Origin of the sequence: Pseudonocardia sp. C8 (assembly GCF_014267175.1) — a bacterium.
GTDB lineage: Bacteria > Actinomycetota > Actinomycetes > Mycobacteriales > Pseudonocardiaceae > Pseudonocardia.
Map to the genome: position 1 here is coordinate 5,542,204 of NZ_JACMTR010000002.1, position 15,654 is coordinate 5,557,857.

The following is a 15,654-nucleotide window of genomic DNA, read 5'->3' on the forward strand; positions in this document are numbered from 1 at the left end:
GCCGGCGCGCACGGCAGGGCTCACGGGCCGGCGGTGGCGTTCCCGTGGCGGGGGAGCAGCGGGTTCACCTGCCCGGGCGCCACCTCGTGCGGGGCGACCAGCGACCGGACCGCGGCGGTCACCACGGCCAGCAACGGCACGGCGAGCAGCGCACCGGTGATCCCGGCGATCACCACGCCGGCGGCGACGGCGAGCGCGATGGCGAGCGGGTGCAGCCGGACCGCCCGGCCCATCACCACGGGCTGCAGCACGTGGCTCTCCAGCTGCTGCACCCCCAGCACGATGCCGAGCACGATCAGCGCGGTCCCGAGCCCGTTCGCGACCAGCGCGATCAGCACGGCGACCGCACCGGTCAGCACCGCCCCGACGATCGGCACGAACGCGCCCACGAACACCAGCGCGGCCAGCGGCAACGCCAGCGGCACCCCGGTGATCGACAGGCCGAGGCCGACGCCGATCGCGTCGACGATCGCGACCAGGACCGTCGCCCGGACGTAGCCGACCAGCGACGCGAACGCCCGCCGTCCGGCGACGTCCACCCGTTCCCGGCGCTGCGCCGGCGCGAGCAGCCGCAGGAAGGCCCACAGCCGGCGGCCGTCGTACAGCATGAAGATCAGCGCGAACAGGCACAGCGCGAACCCGGCCAGCACCTCCCCGACCGTCGCCGCGGTGCTCACCGCCCCCGAGGTCAGCGTCTGCCGGTTCTCCTGCAGGGTCTGCAGCAGCTGGGTGCCGACCTGCTCGACGTCGACGTCGAACGGGGTCGCGTCCACGAGGCCCTGCAGCGACGCGACGCTGATCGTGAGCTGGCCGACCAGGTCGGCGGTGCCGTCGACCAGAGTGTTGATCACCAGTGTGAGCAGCCCGCCGAGCGCGGCGAGGCCGCCGACCATCACCAGCCCGGTCGCCAGGCCGCGCGGGACCCGCCGGTCGTGCAGCCACTGGACGAGCGGCGCGAGGAGCGCGGCCAGGAGCACCGCGATCGCGACCGGGATGACGACCACCCGGAGCTGGATCACGACGAAGATCATCAGTGCGACACCGGCCGCGATGACCAGCAGGCGGGCGCACACCTCGGACGCGATCCGCAGCGGGGCGGGGACCTCGGAGCGCACGACAGGCCGGCGGCGGGGGACGCGGGTTCCGCTGCCGTCCGCCGCGGGCGGGCGGCCGGTCCCGCCCGGGACCGGGGCGCGACCGGCGGAGGCCGCACCGATCGCGGTGGCGTCGTCGGTGGCCGGGCTGTCGCCCTCCGGAACCGGCGTGCCGCCGTCCGGGTGGCCCGCCGGGGTCGGGACACGGCCGTCCGTGGCGTCCGGCGCGGGCCGGGGCGCCGGCGTGTCCTCCGGGGGCGACACGCCGTCGGGCTCGTCCGGCGGCCGGCCCTCCCCCGATGCCGGGACGCCCGCCGCCCCGCTCCGCTCCGCCATGGAACCGACGCTAGCCGGGTCGGCCCCCGACGGCGCGTCGCCGGATCCGGGCCACCCCGACGACCCCTCGGACGGCCCAGCGCCGGGCGCGGACGGAGCAGCATCCGCCGCCGATGATCACGCATCGTCGAATGACACTCCTGTAGTGGACACCCTGTCGGCCGATCCGGCCACCAGCGGGTGGCCACGCCGTGACGGCATGCGCTCCGGCGGTCCGGACGTGCCGATCCCGGGCCGGCCACGGCAGGCCGCAGCGGCGGTCCCGGCGCGGTCCCGGGCCTTCCGCGTCAGGATGACGATTACTGAATGCTCCAGGAGGGCGTGAATCGTCACTGTGCGTCGATGACGCGGAGGGTGACGGCATGGCTACGCCACCCGTACGAGCGGACCTGCGAAGGCTGCTGTAACCGCCGTTTCCCCGCTCGTGTGTCACCCGTTGACCGGACGAGTGGGCCGCACGGCGGTACGCCGAGCACCAGGTCGGGTGAGACGCCGGAAGCCCGCGACGGACATGGGGAGCAGGAGGTACGGCGGGTGCACGAGTTCGATCACGCGTTCAGCAACGGCAGGGGCCTCGAGCCGTCGATCCGGCATCGGCGGGAGGCGGGGGCCGGCTGGCCGTTCCCCGGCCGGCACGAGTCGCACGCGGAGATCCGGGAGGAGACCCCGATCTTCCATGCGCTGACCGTCGGCGGGTGGCGCGAGCGGCAGCGCTCCGGCGGAGCCGGGGAGGGCGTCCGGCGGGTGCACCGCGGGACCGTCCGCACGACCCGCCGCACCGCCGACGCGGGCCCGCGTCGCGTTCCCGACGCGCTCGCCGGCCTGCACCACGGTGGCTCCGCACCGGTCCCGGAGCAGTCCGAGCCGGGCGACCGGTTCGACCGGAACGACCCGGACGCCGCCGCGACGGCGATCCTGCGCCGGCGCCGGGACGCCGCGCGGGCCGCGGACCGGGCCGCGATCGCGGGGCTCCTCGGCGGCTCCGGGCGGCACCGCCTGACCCGCAGCGCGTGACGGGCCGGGAGCAGGCAACCCGGAGGCGTCCCGGGCGTCGATGAAGGTGCGCGCAGCGCGCCACGCGAGGGGTGCGGCGGGTGGGGACCCGCCGCGACCCGCGGCCCGATCCGGTGGGGACCGGATCGTCGGGCCGACCTGATCGTCCCGTGGTGACCTCGGTGCCGCGGGATGGATGACGACCGGCTGGGGAGCGGGTCGTCAGCAGTGCACGGCGAGGGCCGGGCCGGGGGTCGGAGGGAGCCGACACCCGTCCCGGCCCTCGCGTGCGCGCACACGACCGGAGCGGTCGTGGTACCGGGTTGCGGTCGCGCCGGCACCCGGAGCCGTGGGGAGCGCGGTTCCGGGCAGGCGACCGTCGAGAGAGCGGGACGGCGTCGGCCCGGCCTCGGGTGGCGCAACGTGATCGCCACGGAGTGTGACCGTATCGGGCCGCCGTCCGGGTCACAAGGGGGCGACGCGGGCGAGTCACGCGCCACACGGAGCACCCCGGCCCCGCCGGCCCCGGCCGCACCGGTGTCGATCCGCACGGAATCGATCCGCACGGTGACGCTGCGCGCTCTACCCTGCATGTGATGAGCACCGATGCCGCGGCGACCGGTCCGCGTCGTACCGACCGCCCGCTGGACGAGGCCGGCGTGGTGACCGCCGTACGGCGGGCCGCCGAACGCGGTGCCACGGTGCGTCCGACCGGCACCGGGGCGGGCGCGCCGGGACCGCTCGTCCGGACCGACGACGTCCAGCTCGACGCCTCCGCCCTGACCGGGGTGGCCGAGATCGTCCACGACACCGTCCGGGTCCGCGGCGGGGAGACCGTCGCCGACCTGTGCACCGCGCTGGCCGCCGACGGGCGGGCGCTGGCCGTCGTCCCGGACGCCCCGCGCGCGACGATCGCCGGCGCCACCGGGCTCGGGATGTACGGCGGTGCGCCCGGCGAGGGATCGCTGTCCGACCAGGTCCTCGCCGTCCGGCTGGTCGACGGGGGCGGCCGGGTGCGTGAGGTCATCGGGCCGGACCTGGACGCCGCCCGCTGCGGGCTCGGCGCACTCGGCGTCATCACCGCGGTGGTGCTGCGCACGGTCCCGCTGCGCCGGCTGCGGGTGCACGAGGAGGCGATGCCGGTCGCGGAGGTGCTCGGCGCCGGCCGCCTGACCCGGCACGCCTGGACCGAGTGCGACGTCGCGGTCCACACCGGACAGGCGATCCTGCGGTGGGCCGACCCCGAGTCCGACGAGGACGTCCCGCCGGAGCCGGCGGGCTGGGGCCATGCGGTGTCCCGGCTCGCGTCGTCGTGGTGGTCGTCGCGGTCGTCCTGGCCGCCGCCGCAGCGCTGGGCACCCGGCACCGCGGGACCCCCGCACGAGGTGCTGCCGGACCCGCAGCCGTGGGACCCGGACCTGGCCGAGTGGGCGGTGCCCCGCGAGGGGCTCGGGACGGTGCTCCGCGAGCTGGGTGCGGCGGTGGCGGCCCGCGGGCACGAGCTCCGCCCGGTCCGGGTGCGAACCGGCCGCGCCGAGACCGGGTTCCTGCACCCGGCGTCCGGTCGGGACACGGCATACCTGCGGATCCGGACCCGGGGCCCGGCCGAGGAGCCGGTCCGGCGGCTCGCCTGCGCCGTCCTGGAGGACGCGGGCGGGCGCCCGTGCTGGACGACCCGGCACGAGTGGGGCCCGGACGAGCTCGCCGTCGCCTACCCGGGCTGGGCCGCGTTCGCCGAGGTCCGCGACCGGTTCGACCCGGACCGCCGGTTCACCGACCCCCACCTGGCCACGGTGCTCGGTCCCTAGGCCGCCAGGTCCCGGCGCAGCCGGGCGGAGATCGCGCGGACCGAGGCGAGCGCCTCCCGCCGGTCGGCCATCGTCGGCTCGCCACCGGCGACGACCTGCTCGCCGCCCACCCACACGTCGCGCACCAGCCGCGACCCGCCGGCCCAGACCAGGTTGGACACCAGCTGGGCGTCGTCCTCCGGGGCGACGAACGCGGTGTCGTCGGTGTCGACGTGCACCACGTCGGCCCGGCGGCCGGCCTCGAGCACGCCGAGGTCGTCGCGCCCGATCGCGTGCGCCGCGTCCGCGGTCGCCATCAGCAGCACGTCGGCGGCGGTGAGCGCGGCGGCGTCCCCGGCGCCGATCCGGGCCAGCAGCCCGGCCAGGCGGGCCTGGTGCCACAGGTCCAGGTCGTCGCAGGACGCCGGCCCGTCGGTCCCCAGCCCCACCGGCACCCCGGCACGGCGCAGGTCCAGCAGCCGCGCGGTGCCGGCGGCGAGCTTCGCGTTCGAGCCCGGGCAGTGCGCGACGGCCACGCCGTGCCGGGCGTAGGTGGTGATGTCGTCGTCGGACAGGTGCACCGAGTGCGCCGCCAGGAACCGCCCGCCCAGCGCGTCGCCCGCGGCCAGCATGGCCGGGACCGAGCCGTGCTCGGCCCGCAGCTGCTCGTCCTCGCCGCGGGACTCCGCGACGTGCGTGTGCACCAGCGCCCCCCGTTCCCGGGCGGCCGCGGCGATCGTCTCCAGCGCGCCGGGCGGCAGGGTGTACGCCGAGTGCGGCCCGTAGCCCAGCTCGATCCGGCCGTCGCCGTCCGGGAGCACGCCGTGCGCGTCGATCCGGGCCGAGACGTCGTCGCGCATCTGTTCCCAGGTGCCCAGCCGGTCCCAGCCGGGCGCGGCGATGATCCCCGGGGTGAGCACGGCGCGGGACCCGGCGGTGCGGACGGCGTCGATCAGGGCGTCGGTGAAGAAGTACATCTCGACGCTGGTGGTGCAGCCCGTCCGCAGCAGGTCGAGGCAGCCGGCGAGCATCCCGGCGTGCACGTCGGACTCGGTGAGCAGGCCCTCGGCCGGCCACATGACGTCGGTCAGCCACGGCATGAGCGGCAGGTCGCCGCCCATGCCGCGCAGCAGCGACATCGGGGTGTGGCAGTGCGTGTTGACCAGACCGGGAAGCAGCAGGCCGGGCAGCGGCCGGACGACGGCGTCGGTCGGCGGGGCCGCCGCGGCCGGCCCGAACCAGGCGATCCGGCCGGTGTCGTCGACGTCGAGCACCGCGTCCCGCACGATCGGGAAGCCCGGGGCACAGCTCAGCGCGACCGGGGCGGTGAGCCGCTGCAGCACCGTCATCAGCGGCGGTCCAGCAGGGAGCGCAGGGACCGGAACGGCGGCAGCCAGGCGCCCTCGTCGGGCAGCGTGTCGAGCGAGACCCGCGGCAGCGGCTCCCGGAACACGCCCTCGATGTCCTCGAGGTCCAGGAACGAGATGACCTCGGACGACAGCGCGAACCCGGCGTACTCCCGGAAGCCGATCACCGTGACGTCGGCGCCGTCCCCGATGAGCTTCTCCAGCGGCTCCTTGAACGCCCGCCCGTCCCCGGACGCGACGACCACGTGCCGCAACCGGCCCTCGCTCGCGCGGAGCTCGATGTGGGCGAGCATGTCGTCGTCGACGTCGGAGTCCTCGCTGGTCTTCGGCTTGGCGAAGACGGCGAAGCCGACGTTGCGCAGTGCCTCGACCCACGGGCGGACGATCTCGATGCTGCCCGGGGCGACGTTGGTGAACACGCAGGCCTCGGCCTCGGCGTCCGGGCCGGCGAGGTCCAGGAGCCAGCGGCCGACGGCGTCGAACCGGGGCCGGTAGGCCGAGGTCGGCCGGGCCCCCAGCAGCGAGCCGAGGCTCATGTCCATGTTCGGGGCGTCCCAGACCAGCAGGACCCGCTCCAGGGGACCCGTCGGCGCGCCCCGTGCGTGTTGCCCCGCGCCGCTGTTCATGGGGCGAGCCTAGGGCAGACCCTGTGAGTGGTAAGCGCGGCCTGAGCCGTGCTAACCACTCACAGGTGGACGAACAGCGGATCGCGGACGAGACGGCAGCGACGATGCGTGCGGGCGACCGGGCGGCGCGGTCCGCCGGCGTCGAGGTGACCGAGGTCGGTCCCGGCCGCGCCGTCGCGACGATGACCGTCGCCGAGGAGCACGCCAACGGGCACGGCGTCTGCCACGGCGGCTACCTGTTCCTGCTCGCCGATTCCGCGATGGCCTACGCGAGCAACTCGCACGGCATCTCCGCGCTGGCCACCGGCGCGGACATCGCGTTCCTGCAGCCGGCCCGGACGGGTGACGTGCTGCACGCCGAGGCGGTGGAGCGCTCCCTGGCCGGGCGGTCCGGGTTGTACGACGTCACCGTCCGGACCGGTGACGGCACGGTGGTCGCCGAGTTCCGCGGCCGGACGCGGCAGGTGCCGGGGCTGCGCCCCGTGAGTGGTGAGCAGGGTCAGGGCCCGCTTCACCACTCACGGGGCGGAGCCAGGAACGCCGGTCGCAGCGCCGGGTCCGGCTCGTCGTAGTAGCGGTGGAAGACGGGGGTCTGCGCGCCGGACATCGGCGGCACGATCCAGCTCCAGTCGGTCGGGCAGCTGCGCCCCGCGGCCTCCTCCCGCGCCAGGTGGCGCAGGAACCGCTCGGACTCGGTGTGGTGGTCGGCCATCGTGACGCCGTCGGCGTCGAACGAGTAGGTCACCGCGCGGACCAGCTCGACCAGCGCCCGGTCCCGCCACATGGTCCGCTCCGAGCGGGTGTCCAGGCCGAGCCGATCGGCGATCTCGGGGAGCAGGTCGTACCGGTCCCGGTCGGCGAGGTTGCGGGCGCCGATCTCGGTGTCGAGGTACCAGCCGTTGAACGGCGCGGCCGGGTACACCACGCCCCCGATCTCCAGCGGCATGTTGCTGATCGCCGGCACCGCGTGCCAGCGCAGCCCCAGCCGGGCGAACCAGGCGTGGTCCGGGTGCCGCAGCGGGACCTCGTGCACGGCGTCCGGCGGGACGTCGAAGAGCCGGGACCGGCCGTCCCCGCCGGTGATCAGCAGCGGCAGCACGTCGAACCGGCCCGGCGGCTGCGGCCGCGGCCAGCCCAGGCCGGCGACGCGGTCGGTGAAGTCGGCCTGTCCGGGGTCGCCGATGACCGAGCCGTCCGCGGCGCGGTGCCCGGCGTAGCGGACGAGCTGGTCGTTGCGGATCCGCGGGCCGGGCCGCCCGGGGGCGTCCGGGGCGAACACCGTCATCGTGGAACGGATCTTCCCGTCGCGGGTGGCGGCACGCAGGTGCGCGACGCACTCCTGGGCGACGTCCGCCGGGTCGTGCAGGTGCCGCAGGTCGCGGACCTGCAGCGACTGCCAGTACAGCCGTCCGATGCAGCGGGCGGAGTTCCGCCACGCGACCCGGGCCCCGAAGACTAGCTCGTGCGCGGTGTGCCGGTAGGTCCCGGACCGGTCGATCTCGGCCCGCACCTGGCGCAGTCGCTCGGCCAGCGGGGTCTCCGGCTCGGTCTCGGCGTACACCTGGTGCAGGAACTCCTCCGCGGCTGCCGGGTCGACCGGCTCCGGGCGGCGCTCGTCGGCGACACCGGGAGGCGGCGGGTGGCCTCCGGAGCGGCCGTACCCGGTGACCGGGCAGCCGGTCCGGGCCGCCGGGACGGCGGTCGTCGCGCCCGCCGCCTCGACCTGGTTGGCCACGGTGACCGGTTCGGGCCGCGGCACCGCGACCGTCAGCTTCTCCGGGCGTGGCGTGGCGACCGTGGCCTGCTCCCGGTGATCGTGAGCCGGCTGCGGCCGCTCGTCGACGGCGGCGCCGGCCTCGGCCCGACCGGCCGACGGGACGACGACGACCGCGCGGGTCGTGGGGTCCCGGCCCTCGGCCGGTGTGGGCGCGGTCCGGTCCGCGGGACCGCCCCCGGACGGCGGCGACGGCCGCCCCGGTGGGGCGCCGGTCCGCGGGCGGGGCGTCGGGCTGGGCCGGAAACCGGCCGGTCGCCGGACCGGCCGCGCGGGCGGGGCGGGGTGCGTGCCCGGGTCGTGCTCGGCCGTCGTCACGGGTGTCCTTCGGGGGTCACTCGGGCGGGGGTTCATCGACAGCGCTGTTCCGGCGGGGACGGTGGGCTCTCGGCGGGGCCGTGGTCGGCGACGTGGAGGAGGTCGCGCACCGGCCGCCCCTCCAGCTGGGCCCGGTCCTCGAACTTCGTGACCGGGCGCCAGGCGGGCCGCGGCTGCCAGCCGTCCGGCCCGACCGGGAAGGCGTCGTCCGGGCGCAGGGACGGCTCCGCGGTGACCACGCGGCGCATCTGCTCGGCGTAGTGCGGCCAGTCCGTGGCGAGGTGCAGGCGTCCCCCCTGGACGAGCCGGGACGCGGCCAGCCGGACGAAGTCGGGCTGGATCAGCCGCCGCTTGTGGTGCCGCCGCTTCGGCCACGGGTCCGGGAAGAAGATCCGGATGCCGTCGAGCGACCGGGGCGCGATCGCGCGTTCCAGCAGCTCGACGGCGTCACCGCGGAGCAGCCGCAGGTTGGTCAGCCCGGCCTGCTCGATCCGCATCAGCAGCTGCGCCAGCCCCGGCTCGTACACCTCGACGGCCAGGTGGTCGATCTCCGGCTCGGCCGCGGCCAGCAGCGCGGTCGTCTCGCCCATCCCGGAGCCGATCTCGAGGATCAGCGGGGCGGTCCGGCCGAACGCGGCGTGCGGGTCCCAGGACGGCTCGCCCTCGCCGGGCAGCAGGTCGGCGACCTCGCGGCCGAGTTCGGGCCACAGCCGGTGCCATGCCGACTCCTGGCCCTCGGAGAACCGGACGCGCTGGTGGACGTAGGAGCGGATCCGCCGGTCGCGGAGCTCAGGCACCGGGGGTGTTCGGGTCGGCCGCGGGCAGCCGGACGTGCGCGGTCGCGCCGGGGAGCCGGCCGCGGACGTACCCGGCGGCGGTCACGCCGAAGCAGGCGACGATGGCCGCGGCGGAGGCCGGGTTGCGGTCCTTCGCCTCCCGCAGGACCCCCTTGGGCAGCACCTTCATCGTGTAGCTGCTCTCGGTGGACAGCGAGTCCCCGGTGCCGACGACCTTGGAGACGGCCGCCTTGGAGATGCCCTCGGCCCAGCCGCGGCGCAGCAGGTAGCGCCACGAGACACGGTCGTCGGAGACGCGGTGGTCGACCGCGGCCTTCGGCTCGAACAGGATCCGGGGCGTCCGGCCGTCGGCGGTGTAGGCCTGCCGGGCCCGGATGCAGAGCTCGGTCTCCTCGCAGCCCAGCGGGTTCTTCCCGATCCGGCCCATGTCCTCGGCGAAGCCGCCGACCCGCTTGAACACCTCGGCGCGCAGCGACATGTTGCAGCCCATCAGGTTGCGCATCTCGGCGCGCTCGGTGGGCTGGCCGGTGTAGGTGCAGCCGACGACCCAGTCGAGCTCGCCGGTGGCGTCCGGGTCGGCGGGCGCGGCACCGGGCAGGGTGCGCGGACGGCCGTCCGGCCACTTCGGATGGGCGATTCCGCCGACGCCGATGACGTCCGGGTCCGCGTAGGGCGCCAGCAGCGCGGTCAGCCAGCCGGGACGCGCGGCGGCGTCGTCGTCGAGGAAGACGACGACCTCACCGGTGGCGGCGGCGACCGCGGTGTTGCGGGCCCCGGACAGGCCCTGGGTGCGCGCGTTGGCGAGGACCGTCACCCCGCGGGGGGCGAACTCGCGCTCGGCGCGCTCGCGCAGCGCCTCGTTGTGGTCGACGACGACGAACGTCTCGACCGGCGTGACGTCCTGGGCGGCCACCGACTCGACGGCGGCCTTGATGTCGTACCAGCGCTTCTCGGTGTAGACGCAGACGACCACGCTGGCGGTCGGCAGGGCGCTCACGGTGTACTCGCTCCTCGTGCCGGGATGTCGGGGGCGGTGCCGTCCCGCGGGCCGGGGTGCCTAGCGGGCGTACCCCGACGCCTTGCGGCGCTGCTCCATGCGACGGTGCTCGGCCATCAGGGTACGCAGCACCCGGGTGCCGTCCGCGAAGGTCCGCAGGTTGGTCTCGCCGAACATGCGCTCTCGCTCGACCGACGGGACCTCCTTGATGGTGAGGTCGGCCGCGGCGACCCGGCAGTTCAGCACGGTCTCGATCTCGAAGCCGTCGCCCCAGAGCATCGAACCGTCCTCCGGCTGCGGCGCGCCCGGGTCCGGGAGCTCGAGCTGCGGGAGCAGGTCGGCCCAGAAGGCGTTGTAGCCGTAGCAGAGGTCGGTGTAGTGGGTGCCGAACAGGCGGTTCGCCACACCGTTCAGGCCGGCGTTGCCGGTCTTGCGCAGCAGCGTGATGTCGTCCGAGCCGCCGCCCTTGCGGAACCGGCTGCCCTTGGCGAAGTCGGCGCCGGCGACCAGCGCCTCGACGAAGGCCGGGATCTCGTTCGGGTCGGCCGAGCCGTCGGCGTCGAACATGACCAGGACGTCGCCGGTGGCGGCGGTGAAGCCGCAGGCCATCGCGTTGCCCTTGCCCTTGCGGGTCTGGGTGATGACCCGGGCCCAGGGCAGCGTGCGGCGCGCGACGGCGACGGTGTTGTCGGTGGAGTTGCCGTCCACGACGATGACCTCGTGCACGGCCGGGCGCACCGCGGCGATGGCCGGCAGCACGATCTCCAGGTTCCGGGCCTCGTTGCGGGTCGGGACGATCACCGACACGGCCGGGTTCGGGCTGCGCCGCGGCGCGGGCCGCGGGCGCGGCCGCCGGAAGCCCTCGGGGCCCTCCGGCTGCGGGGCACGGGCGGACCCGTTCGTCGACCGGGCAGGGCTGGCCGGGAAGGGCGTCTGTCCCACGCCGGAGCCGGTCTGGTGCCCCGGGCGCGTAGGCGCGACGGCGTCCGGGTCGACGGCCGGGCGGGCGGGAGTAACGGCGCTCACACTTCCTCCATACAGGTCCGCTCTACACGTCCAACGACGGTGTCACGGTCTGGTTGCGGTTCTGGTGTCGGGCAGCTTCCTCGGCCCCGACAACGCAGACGCCCGGGACACCGTGGGGGTTGCCCCGGGTGGCGATCCGTCCGCATCCGGCGCCCGGGCCGGCCGGGCGGGCAGCCCCGGGCCGGCCGGTTTGCGCAGTCCTACGCATCCCTGCCCGGCCGGGCCCGCCGAGACTGGGTCCATGGGATCCGACGGCGCCGCGGGTGATCTTCGGTCGAGGCTGGTGCTGGCCGGGATGGACTGCGCGGAACGGCTGTCGTCGCAGGTGGACGGCGTGATCGAGCGCGCGCTGGTGTGCCCGGACCGGGTGGCCGACCCGGCCTGGTGGGCGGCGGCCCTGGAGGGCCCGGCACGCGAGTTCGACGACGGCTGGGACCGCCGCTGCGGGCCGGTGCTGCGCCGGACCGCCGCCACCCGGTCGTTGCTCCACCGGAGAATGATCGTGATGGAGATCACTCACGCTCCGTCACGGTCCGCGGGGCCGGTCCTCGCCGCCGCGGCCGCCGCCGCGCTGCCGCGGAGCGGTGCCCGGGCGCGCCGGTCCGCGTCCGGCCGGACCGCACCCGCTGCGAGCCGCATCCCGTACCCGACGGGGCCTCGCGCCCGCGCCGGACGTCGCGCCCGCGGGGCGGCTCGTCCTGCCCGGTCGGCGGGCGGCCGGGTGCCGGGCGCAGGGATCACCGGCGCAGTGGTCTCGGGAGCGGTGGTGCTGCCGGGCGGTCTCGCGTCCGGCCCGGTGCTGTCGGGGTCGGTGCTGTCGGGGTCGGTGCTGTCCGGCCTCGCCGGTGCCGGGCGGGTCCTGCCGGCCGCGGGGCCGGGCCTGCTGCTCGTGCTCGCGGGCCTGGTGCTGCTCGCCGGCGCCGGGATCGCGGCCCGGCTCCGGGCGGTCCGTGCGGCCCGGGCCCGGGCGATCGCCGTGCGGGTGCGGGCGGCGGTGCTGGCGGCCGCGGACCGCGAGCTGATCCGGCGGACCCTCGACGCCGAGCGCGCCGCCGGGACCGGCCGTGCGGGGTGACGGCGGCCGCCGGGCCCTCCATCCGCGCCCGATCCCCTACCCGCGCCCCGTCCGCTGGCCGTGGGGCGCGACCGGCACCGCCGCCGCGACGGCGGCGGCCGGGACGGAACCCTGGTGGCGGTCGGTGGCGGTCCCACGGGCGCGCCGGCCCGAGGACCTGCTCGGTGGAGGATCGGCCGTCCCGGTCACGGGGCCCGCCGCCCGGGACGGCGACGGCGACGGCGTGCCGGACACCCTGGTCGTCGACACCCCGGCCGGGACGTGGTTCTGGACCGACCTCGACGGCGACGGCCTCGCCGACCGCGTCGTCACTGCCGGGGATCCGGTGGACGACCTGCTCACGGCCGTGCTCGACGGCACCCGCTGACCTCCGGGGTCAGTCCCCCGGCTGCTCCGACGGCGCCCGCGGCTCCGGGTCCGGGGACCCGCCGCGGCGGAACCGGCCGGGCCCGCGCCGCTGCTCGGCGATCTTCTCGTCGATCTCGGCGGACACCGCCTGCTGGCGGCGCCGCTCGCGGATCCGCAGCAGCACCAGCATGGAGATGCCGTAGGCGATCCCCACGAGCAGCAGCACCACGCCCAGCTTGAACACGATGGTCTGCGCCGGCCCGGCGTTCTCCGGAACGTCGATGATCGAGATCATCCCGAGGACACCGAGCGTCAGCAGGTGGAACAGCACCACCAGCAGCCGGTTCACCGAGTGTGCACTCTCGTTGTTCCGGAAGACGTCCTCGAGGAACGGCTGCCCGGAGCGCAGCAGGATCTGTCCGACACCGACCGTGACCAGCACACCGATCACGACCAGCGTCAGGTAGGTGCCGGTTCCCTCCACAGTGGGCCCCTCCCCGTGCGTGAGCAGGGTTCGAGCCTACCCTGAGCAACCGGTTCGACGCGCTCTGCGCGGGACGGGTTCACCCGGCCCGGGAACGGGTACCGAGCAGCCCGGTCAGCCGGTCGTGCAGCTCCTCGGGGGACACGCCGCCGGTCAGCGGTGCACCGGTCAGCGTGCGCAGGTAGAGGCCGTCGCCCACGAGCTGCACCAGCCAGGCCAGCACCGGGTCGTCGATCTCCTCCCGGAGGGCGGCGAGCCCGTCGGCGTCGACCGCGGCGAGGGTGTCCCGCGCGTTCGTGCCGGCCGTGCTGCCGTCGGCGATCCGCAGCGTCGCCAGGTAGGTGCGGGTGAGCCCGGCCGGCGACTCGCCGCCGGGGACCGAGGTGCGCAGGTAGTAGGCCACCGGCCCGGCCGGGTCCGCGCGCATGAGCTCGGCGTCGCGCGTGCTGCGTTCCCGCAGCCGGTCGAGCAGCCCGGCGACGAGCGCCTCCTTCGAACCGAAGTGGTAGAGCAGCCCGCCCTTGGAGACCTCGGCGCGCGCGGCGACGGCGTCCAGCGTGGCGGCGCCGGGCCCGTGCTCGATCAGCACCGTCTCGTACGCGTCGAGCACCCGGTCGCGGGCCGACCGTCCTGCGTTCCGCTGCTCGGCCATCGACGCAGCCTACCGGCGGTGCTCGGTCTCACAGCCGCCCCCGGGAACGAACTGCACCGTCTGGACGGTACTAGAGGTGTACCGACCAGACGGTCAAGTTCCCCGCGGAGACGAAGGAGACGAGTGATGTCACGGCCCGAGGTCACCCACCGGGACGCGGCGCCGGCCCGGCCCGGGCCCCGCGCCTGGCTCGCACTTGCCGTGCTGGCGATCCCGACCGTGCTGGTCTCGATCGACAACACGGTGCTCGGCGTGGCGCTGCCCGAGCTGAGTGCCGCGCTCCGCCCGGACGCGGCGACGCTGCTGTGGGTGGTGGACGTCTATCCCCTGGTGCTGGCCGGGCTGCTGGTCACCATGGGCACGCTCGGCGACCGGGTCGGGCGCCGCAGGCTGCTGATGATCGGTGTCGCCGGGTTCGGTGCGGTCTCGCTGGCCGCGGCGTTCGCGACGTCGGCCGCCCAGCTCGTCGTCGCCCGTGCCCTGCTCGGGGTGTTCGGCGCGATGCTCATGCCCTCGACGCTGGCGCTCCTGCGCACCGTGTTCGTCGACCGCACCCACCGGCGGCTCGCGCTCGCGATCTGGGCGACCGGGTTCGCGGCCGGTGCCGCGCTCGGCCCGATCGTCGGCGGCCTGCTGCTCGAGTACTACTGGTGGGGCTCGGTCTTCCTGCTGAACGTGCTGCCGATGGCGCTGCTGCTGGTCGTCGCGCCGGTGCTGGTGCCCGAGTCGCGGTCCGAGCGGCCCGGACGGCCGGACCTCGCCGGCGTCGCCCTCTCGCTGCTGGCGATGGGGCCGCTGGTGCTGGCGGTCAAGCTGGTCGGCAGCGACGGGTTCACCTCGGCCGCCGGGCTCGCCGCGTCCGTGGGCACCGGCTCGGCCGTCGCCTTCGTCGTGCACACGCGGCGTCGCGCCCGGAGCGGGCGGGCCCCGCTGATCGACCTGGACCTCTTCTCCCGGCCGGTGCTGCGCCACAGCGCACTCGCCAACGCGACGACGATGTTCGGGCTGACCGGGCTGCTGTTCTTCTCGGCGCAGTACCTGCAGCTCGTCGGCGGGTTCTCGCCCCTGCAGGCCGGCCTGTTCCTGGTGCCGGGCTTCCTGGTGACGAGCGTGGCCGGGCTGGTCGCGGCCCGGCTCGCCCGGCGGTTCCCGCTGCACCGGCTCGTCGCGGCCGGGCTGGCCCTGGTCCTGGCCGGTTTCGTGACCGGCGGGTTCCTGCCGGCCGAGCCGGCGGTCGTGCTGCTGATGGCGGCCACGGTGCTGGTCGGTGCCGGCATCGGGCTCTCCGAGACGGTGACCAACGACGCCATCCTCGCGGCCGTCCCGCCGCAGAAGGCCGGGGCCGCCTCGGCCGTCTCCGAGACGGCCTACGAGGTCGGTGCGGTGCTCGGCACCGCGGTGGTCGGGGGCGTGCTGTCGGCGGTCTACCGGGCCGGGGTGTCCGTGCCCGAGGGAGCACCGCCCTCCGCCGGGGAGACGCCCGGCGGCGCGCTCGCCGCCGCACCCGGGCTCCCGGGCGGGGCCGGCGACGCGCTGGTCGCGTCGGCCCGGGAGGCGTTCGTGGCGGGGGTCGGCGCCGCCGCCGGGGTGGGCGCCGCCGTCGTCGCGGTGGTGCTCGTGGTCGCGGGTCGCGGGCTGCGGCGGGCCCACCGGGACGTGCCGGCCACCGGTGCGGCCCGGGTCCCGGCCCCGCGCCGTCCCTGACGCCCGCCGGCACCGGCCCACCCACGGCGACAACGTGCACCTGACCCGACAGCACGTGTCGATCAGCACCCTTCCGCCGATTCGAAGGCGGGAACGCGCACCTCGACCACCGTCCCGGGTCGGCCCCGCAGTCGATCAACACATTCTCGCCCCGCCCGGGGCGGGAACGCGCACATCGACCCGGCGATCCCGATCGACCCGCACGAATCCGCCCCACCCGCGGCGAGAACGTGCACCCCGAGCCGCCACCACCTGTCGATCAGCACCCTTCCGCCG

At 76.0% G+C, this 15,654-nt stretch carries 15 protein-coding genes; 6 read left to right on the forward strand and 9 right to left on the reverse strand.

The genetic code is table 11. The features are described 5' to 3' along the window. Window positions 1–20: 20 nt before the first annotated feature. Window positions 21–1,430 carry an AI-2E family transporter gene (locus H7X46_RS26340; RefSeq protein WP_255426228.1) on the reverse strand — a complete coding sequence of 470 codons (1,410 nt, stop codon included), beginning with the start codon at window positions 1,428–1,430 and terminating at the stop codon, window positions 21–23. Window positions 1,431–1,964: 534 nt separating this feature from the next. On the opposite strand from H7X46_RS26340, the gene H7X46_RS26345 reads away from it, so the two are divergent. Both H7X46_RS26345 and H7X46_RS26350 read left to right on the forward strand, forming a co-directional pair. Next, window positions 1,965–2,444 carry a hypothetical protein gene (locus tag H7X46_RS26345; protein WP_186361907.1) on the forward strand — a complete coding sequence of 160 codons (480 nt, stop codon included), beginning with the start codon at window positions 1,965–1,967 and terminating at the stop codon, window positions 2,442–2,444. 575 nt (window positions 2,445–3,019) lie between these two features. Continuing rightward, the gene (locus H7X46_RS26350) at window positions 3,020–4,231 is read left to right on the forward strand and encodes a D-arabinono-1,4-lactone oxidase (protein ID WP_186361908.1); all 1,212 of its coding nucleotides are present in this window, start codon (window positions 3,020–3,022) and stop codon (window positions 4,229–4,231) included. On the opposite strand, the gene H7X46_RS26355 is transcribed toward H7X46_RS26350, so the two are convergent. Both H7X46_RS26355 and H7X46_RS26360 read right to left on the reverse strand, forming a co-directional pair. Continuing rightward, window positions 4,228–5,559: an amidohydrolase family protein gene (locus tag H7X46_RS26355; RefSeq protein ID WP_186361909.1), complete on the reverse strand. Its 1,332-nt coding sequence runs from the start codon at window positions 5,557–5,559 to the stop codon at window positions 4,228–4,230. The genes H7X46_RS26350 and H7X46_RS26355 overlap by 4 nt on opposite strands. Next, on the reverse strand, window positions 5,559–6,203 hold the full coding sequence (locus H7X46_RS26360) for an NYN domain-containing protein (protein WP_186361910.1): 645 nt from the start codon (window positions 6,201–6,203) through the stop codon (window positions 5,559–5,561). Before H7X46_RS26360 ends, H7X46_RS26355 begins: the two co-directional genes overlap by 1 nt. Window positions 6,204–6,268: 65 nt before the next feature. Here H7X46_RS26360 and paaI point away from each other — a divergent pair, with 65 nt between their 5' ends. Next, window positions 6,269–6,775, forward strand: a complete 507-nt coding sequence (gene paaI / locus H7X46_RS26365; protein ID WP_370588981.1) for a hydroxyphenylacetyl-CoA thioesterase PaaI — start codon at window positions 6,269–6,271, stop codon at window positions 6,773–6,775. On the opposite strand, the gene H7X46_RS26370 is transcribed toward paaI, so the two are convergent. The 4 genes from H7X46_RS26370 to H7X46_RS26385 all read right to left on the reverse strand — a co-directional run bounded on the left by H7X46_RS26370 (window position 6,715) and on the right by H7X46_RS26385 (window position 11,115). Further along, complete coding sequence (locus H7X46_RS26370) at window positions 6,715–7,938, reverse strand: nitric oxide synthase oxygenase (RefSeq protein ID WP_370589087.1); 1,224 nt, start codon at window positions 7,936–7,938, stop codon at window positions 6,715–6,717. The two genes, paaI and H7X46_RS26370, sit on opposite strands and share 61 nt — an antisense overlap. Window positions 7,939–8,327: 389 nt before the next feature. Beyond that, window positions 8,328–9,092 (reverse strand): tRNA (guanosine(46)-N7)-methyltransferase TrmB, encoded by a 765-nt coding sequence (gene trmB / locus H7X46_RS26375; RefSeq protein WP_186361912.1) that lies wholly within the window; start codon window positions 9,090–9,092, stop codon window positions 8,328–8,330. Then, the gene (locus tag H7X46_RS26380; protein ID WP_186361913.1) at window positions 9,085–10,089 is read right to left on the reverse strand and encodes a glycosyltransferase; all 1,005 of its coding nucleotides are present in this window, start codon (window positions 10,087–10,089) and stop codon (window positions 9,085–9,087) included. Before H7X46_RS26380 ends, trmB begins: the two co-directional genes overlap by 8 nt. 60 nt (window positions 10,090–10,149) lie before the next feature. After that, window positions 10,150–11,115, reverse strand: a complete 966-nt coding sequence (locus H7X46_RS26385; RefSeq protein WP_370588982.1) for a glycosyltransferase family 2 protein — start codon at window positions 11,113–11,115, stop codon at window positions 10,150–10,152. A gap of 241 nt (window positions 11,116–11,356) precedes the next feature. On the opposite strand from H7X46_RS26385, the gene H7X46_RS26390 reads away from it, so the two are divergent. Next, the gene (locus H7X46_RS26390; RefSeq protein ID WP_186361914.1) at window positions 11,357–12,190 is read left to right on the forward strand and encodes a hypothetical protein; all 834 of its coding nucleotides are present in this window, start codon (window positions 11,357–11,359) and stop codon (window positions 12,188–12,190) included. After that, a complete protein-coding gene (locus tag H7X46_RS26395) occupies window positions 12,180–12,557 on the forward strand; it encodes a DUF6802 family protein (RefSeq protein ID WP_186361915.1) in 378 nt (125 codons plus the stop codon). Before H7X46_RS26390 ends, H7X46_RS26395 begins: the two co-directional genes overlap by 11 nt. A 9-nt stretch (window positions 12,558–12,566) precedes the next feature. Here H7X46_RS26395 and H7X46_RS26400 read toward each other — a convergent pair whose 3' ends face one another. Both H7X46_RS26400 and H7X46_RS26405 read right to left on the reverse strand, forming a co-directional pair. Then, on the reverse strand, window positions 12,567–13,022 hold the full coding sequence (locus tag H7X46_RS26400; RefSeq protein ID WP_186361916.1) for a hypothetical protein: 456 nt from the start codon (window positions 13,020–13,022) through the stop codon (window positions 12,567–12,569). Window positions 13,023–13,101: 79 nt separating this feature from the next. Next, entirely contained in the window at window positions 13,102–13,674 is a 573-nt protein-coding gene (locus H7X46_RS26405; RefSeq protein ID WP_186361917.1) for a TetR/AcrR family transcriptional regulator, read from the reverse strand. Window positions 13,675–13,800: 126 nt separating this feature from the next. On the opposite strand from H7X46_RS26405, the gene H7X46_RS26410 reads away from it, so the two are divergent. Beyond that, the gene (locus tag H7X46_RS26410; protein ID WP_186361918.1) at window positions 13,801–15,378 is read left to right on the forward strand and encodes an MFS transporter; all 1,578 of its coding nucleotides are present in this window, start codon (window positions 13,801–13,803) and stop codon (window positions 15,376–15,378) included. Window positions 15,379–15,654: the final 276 nt, after the last annotated feature.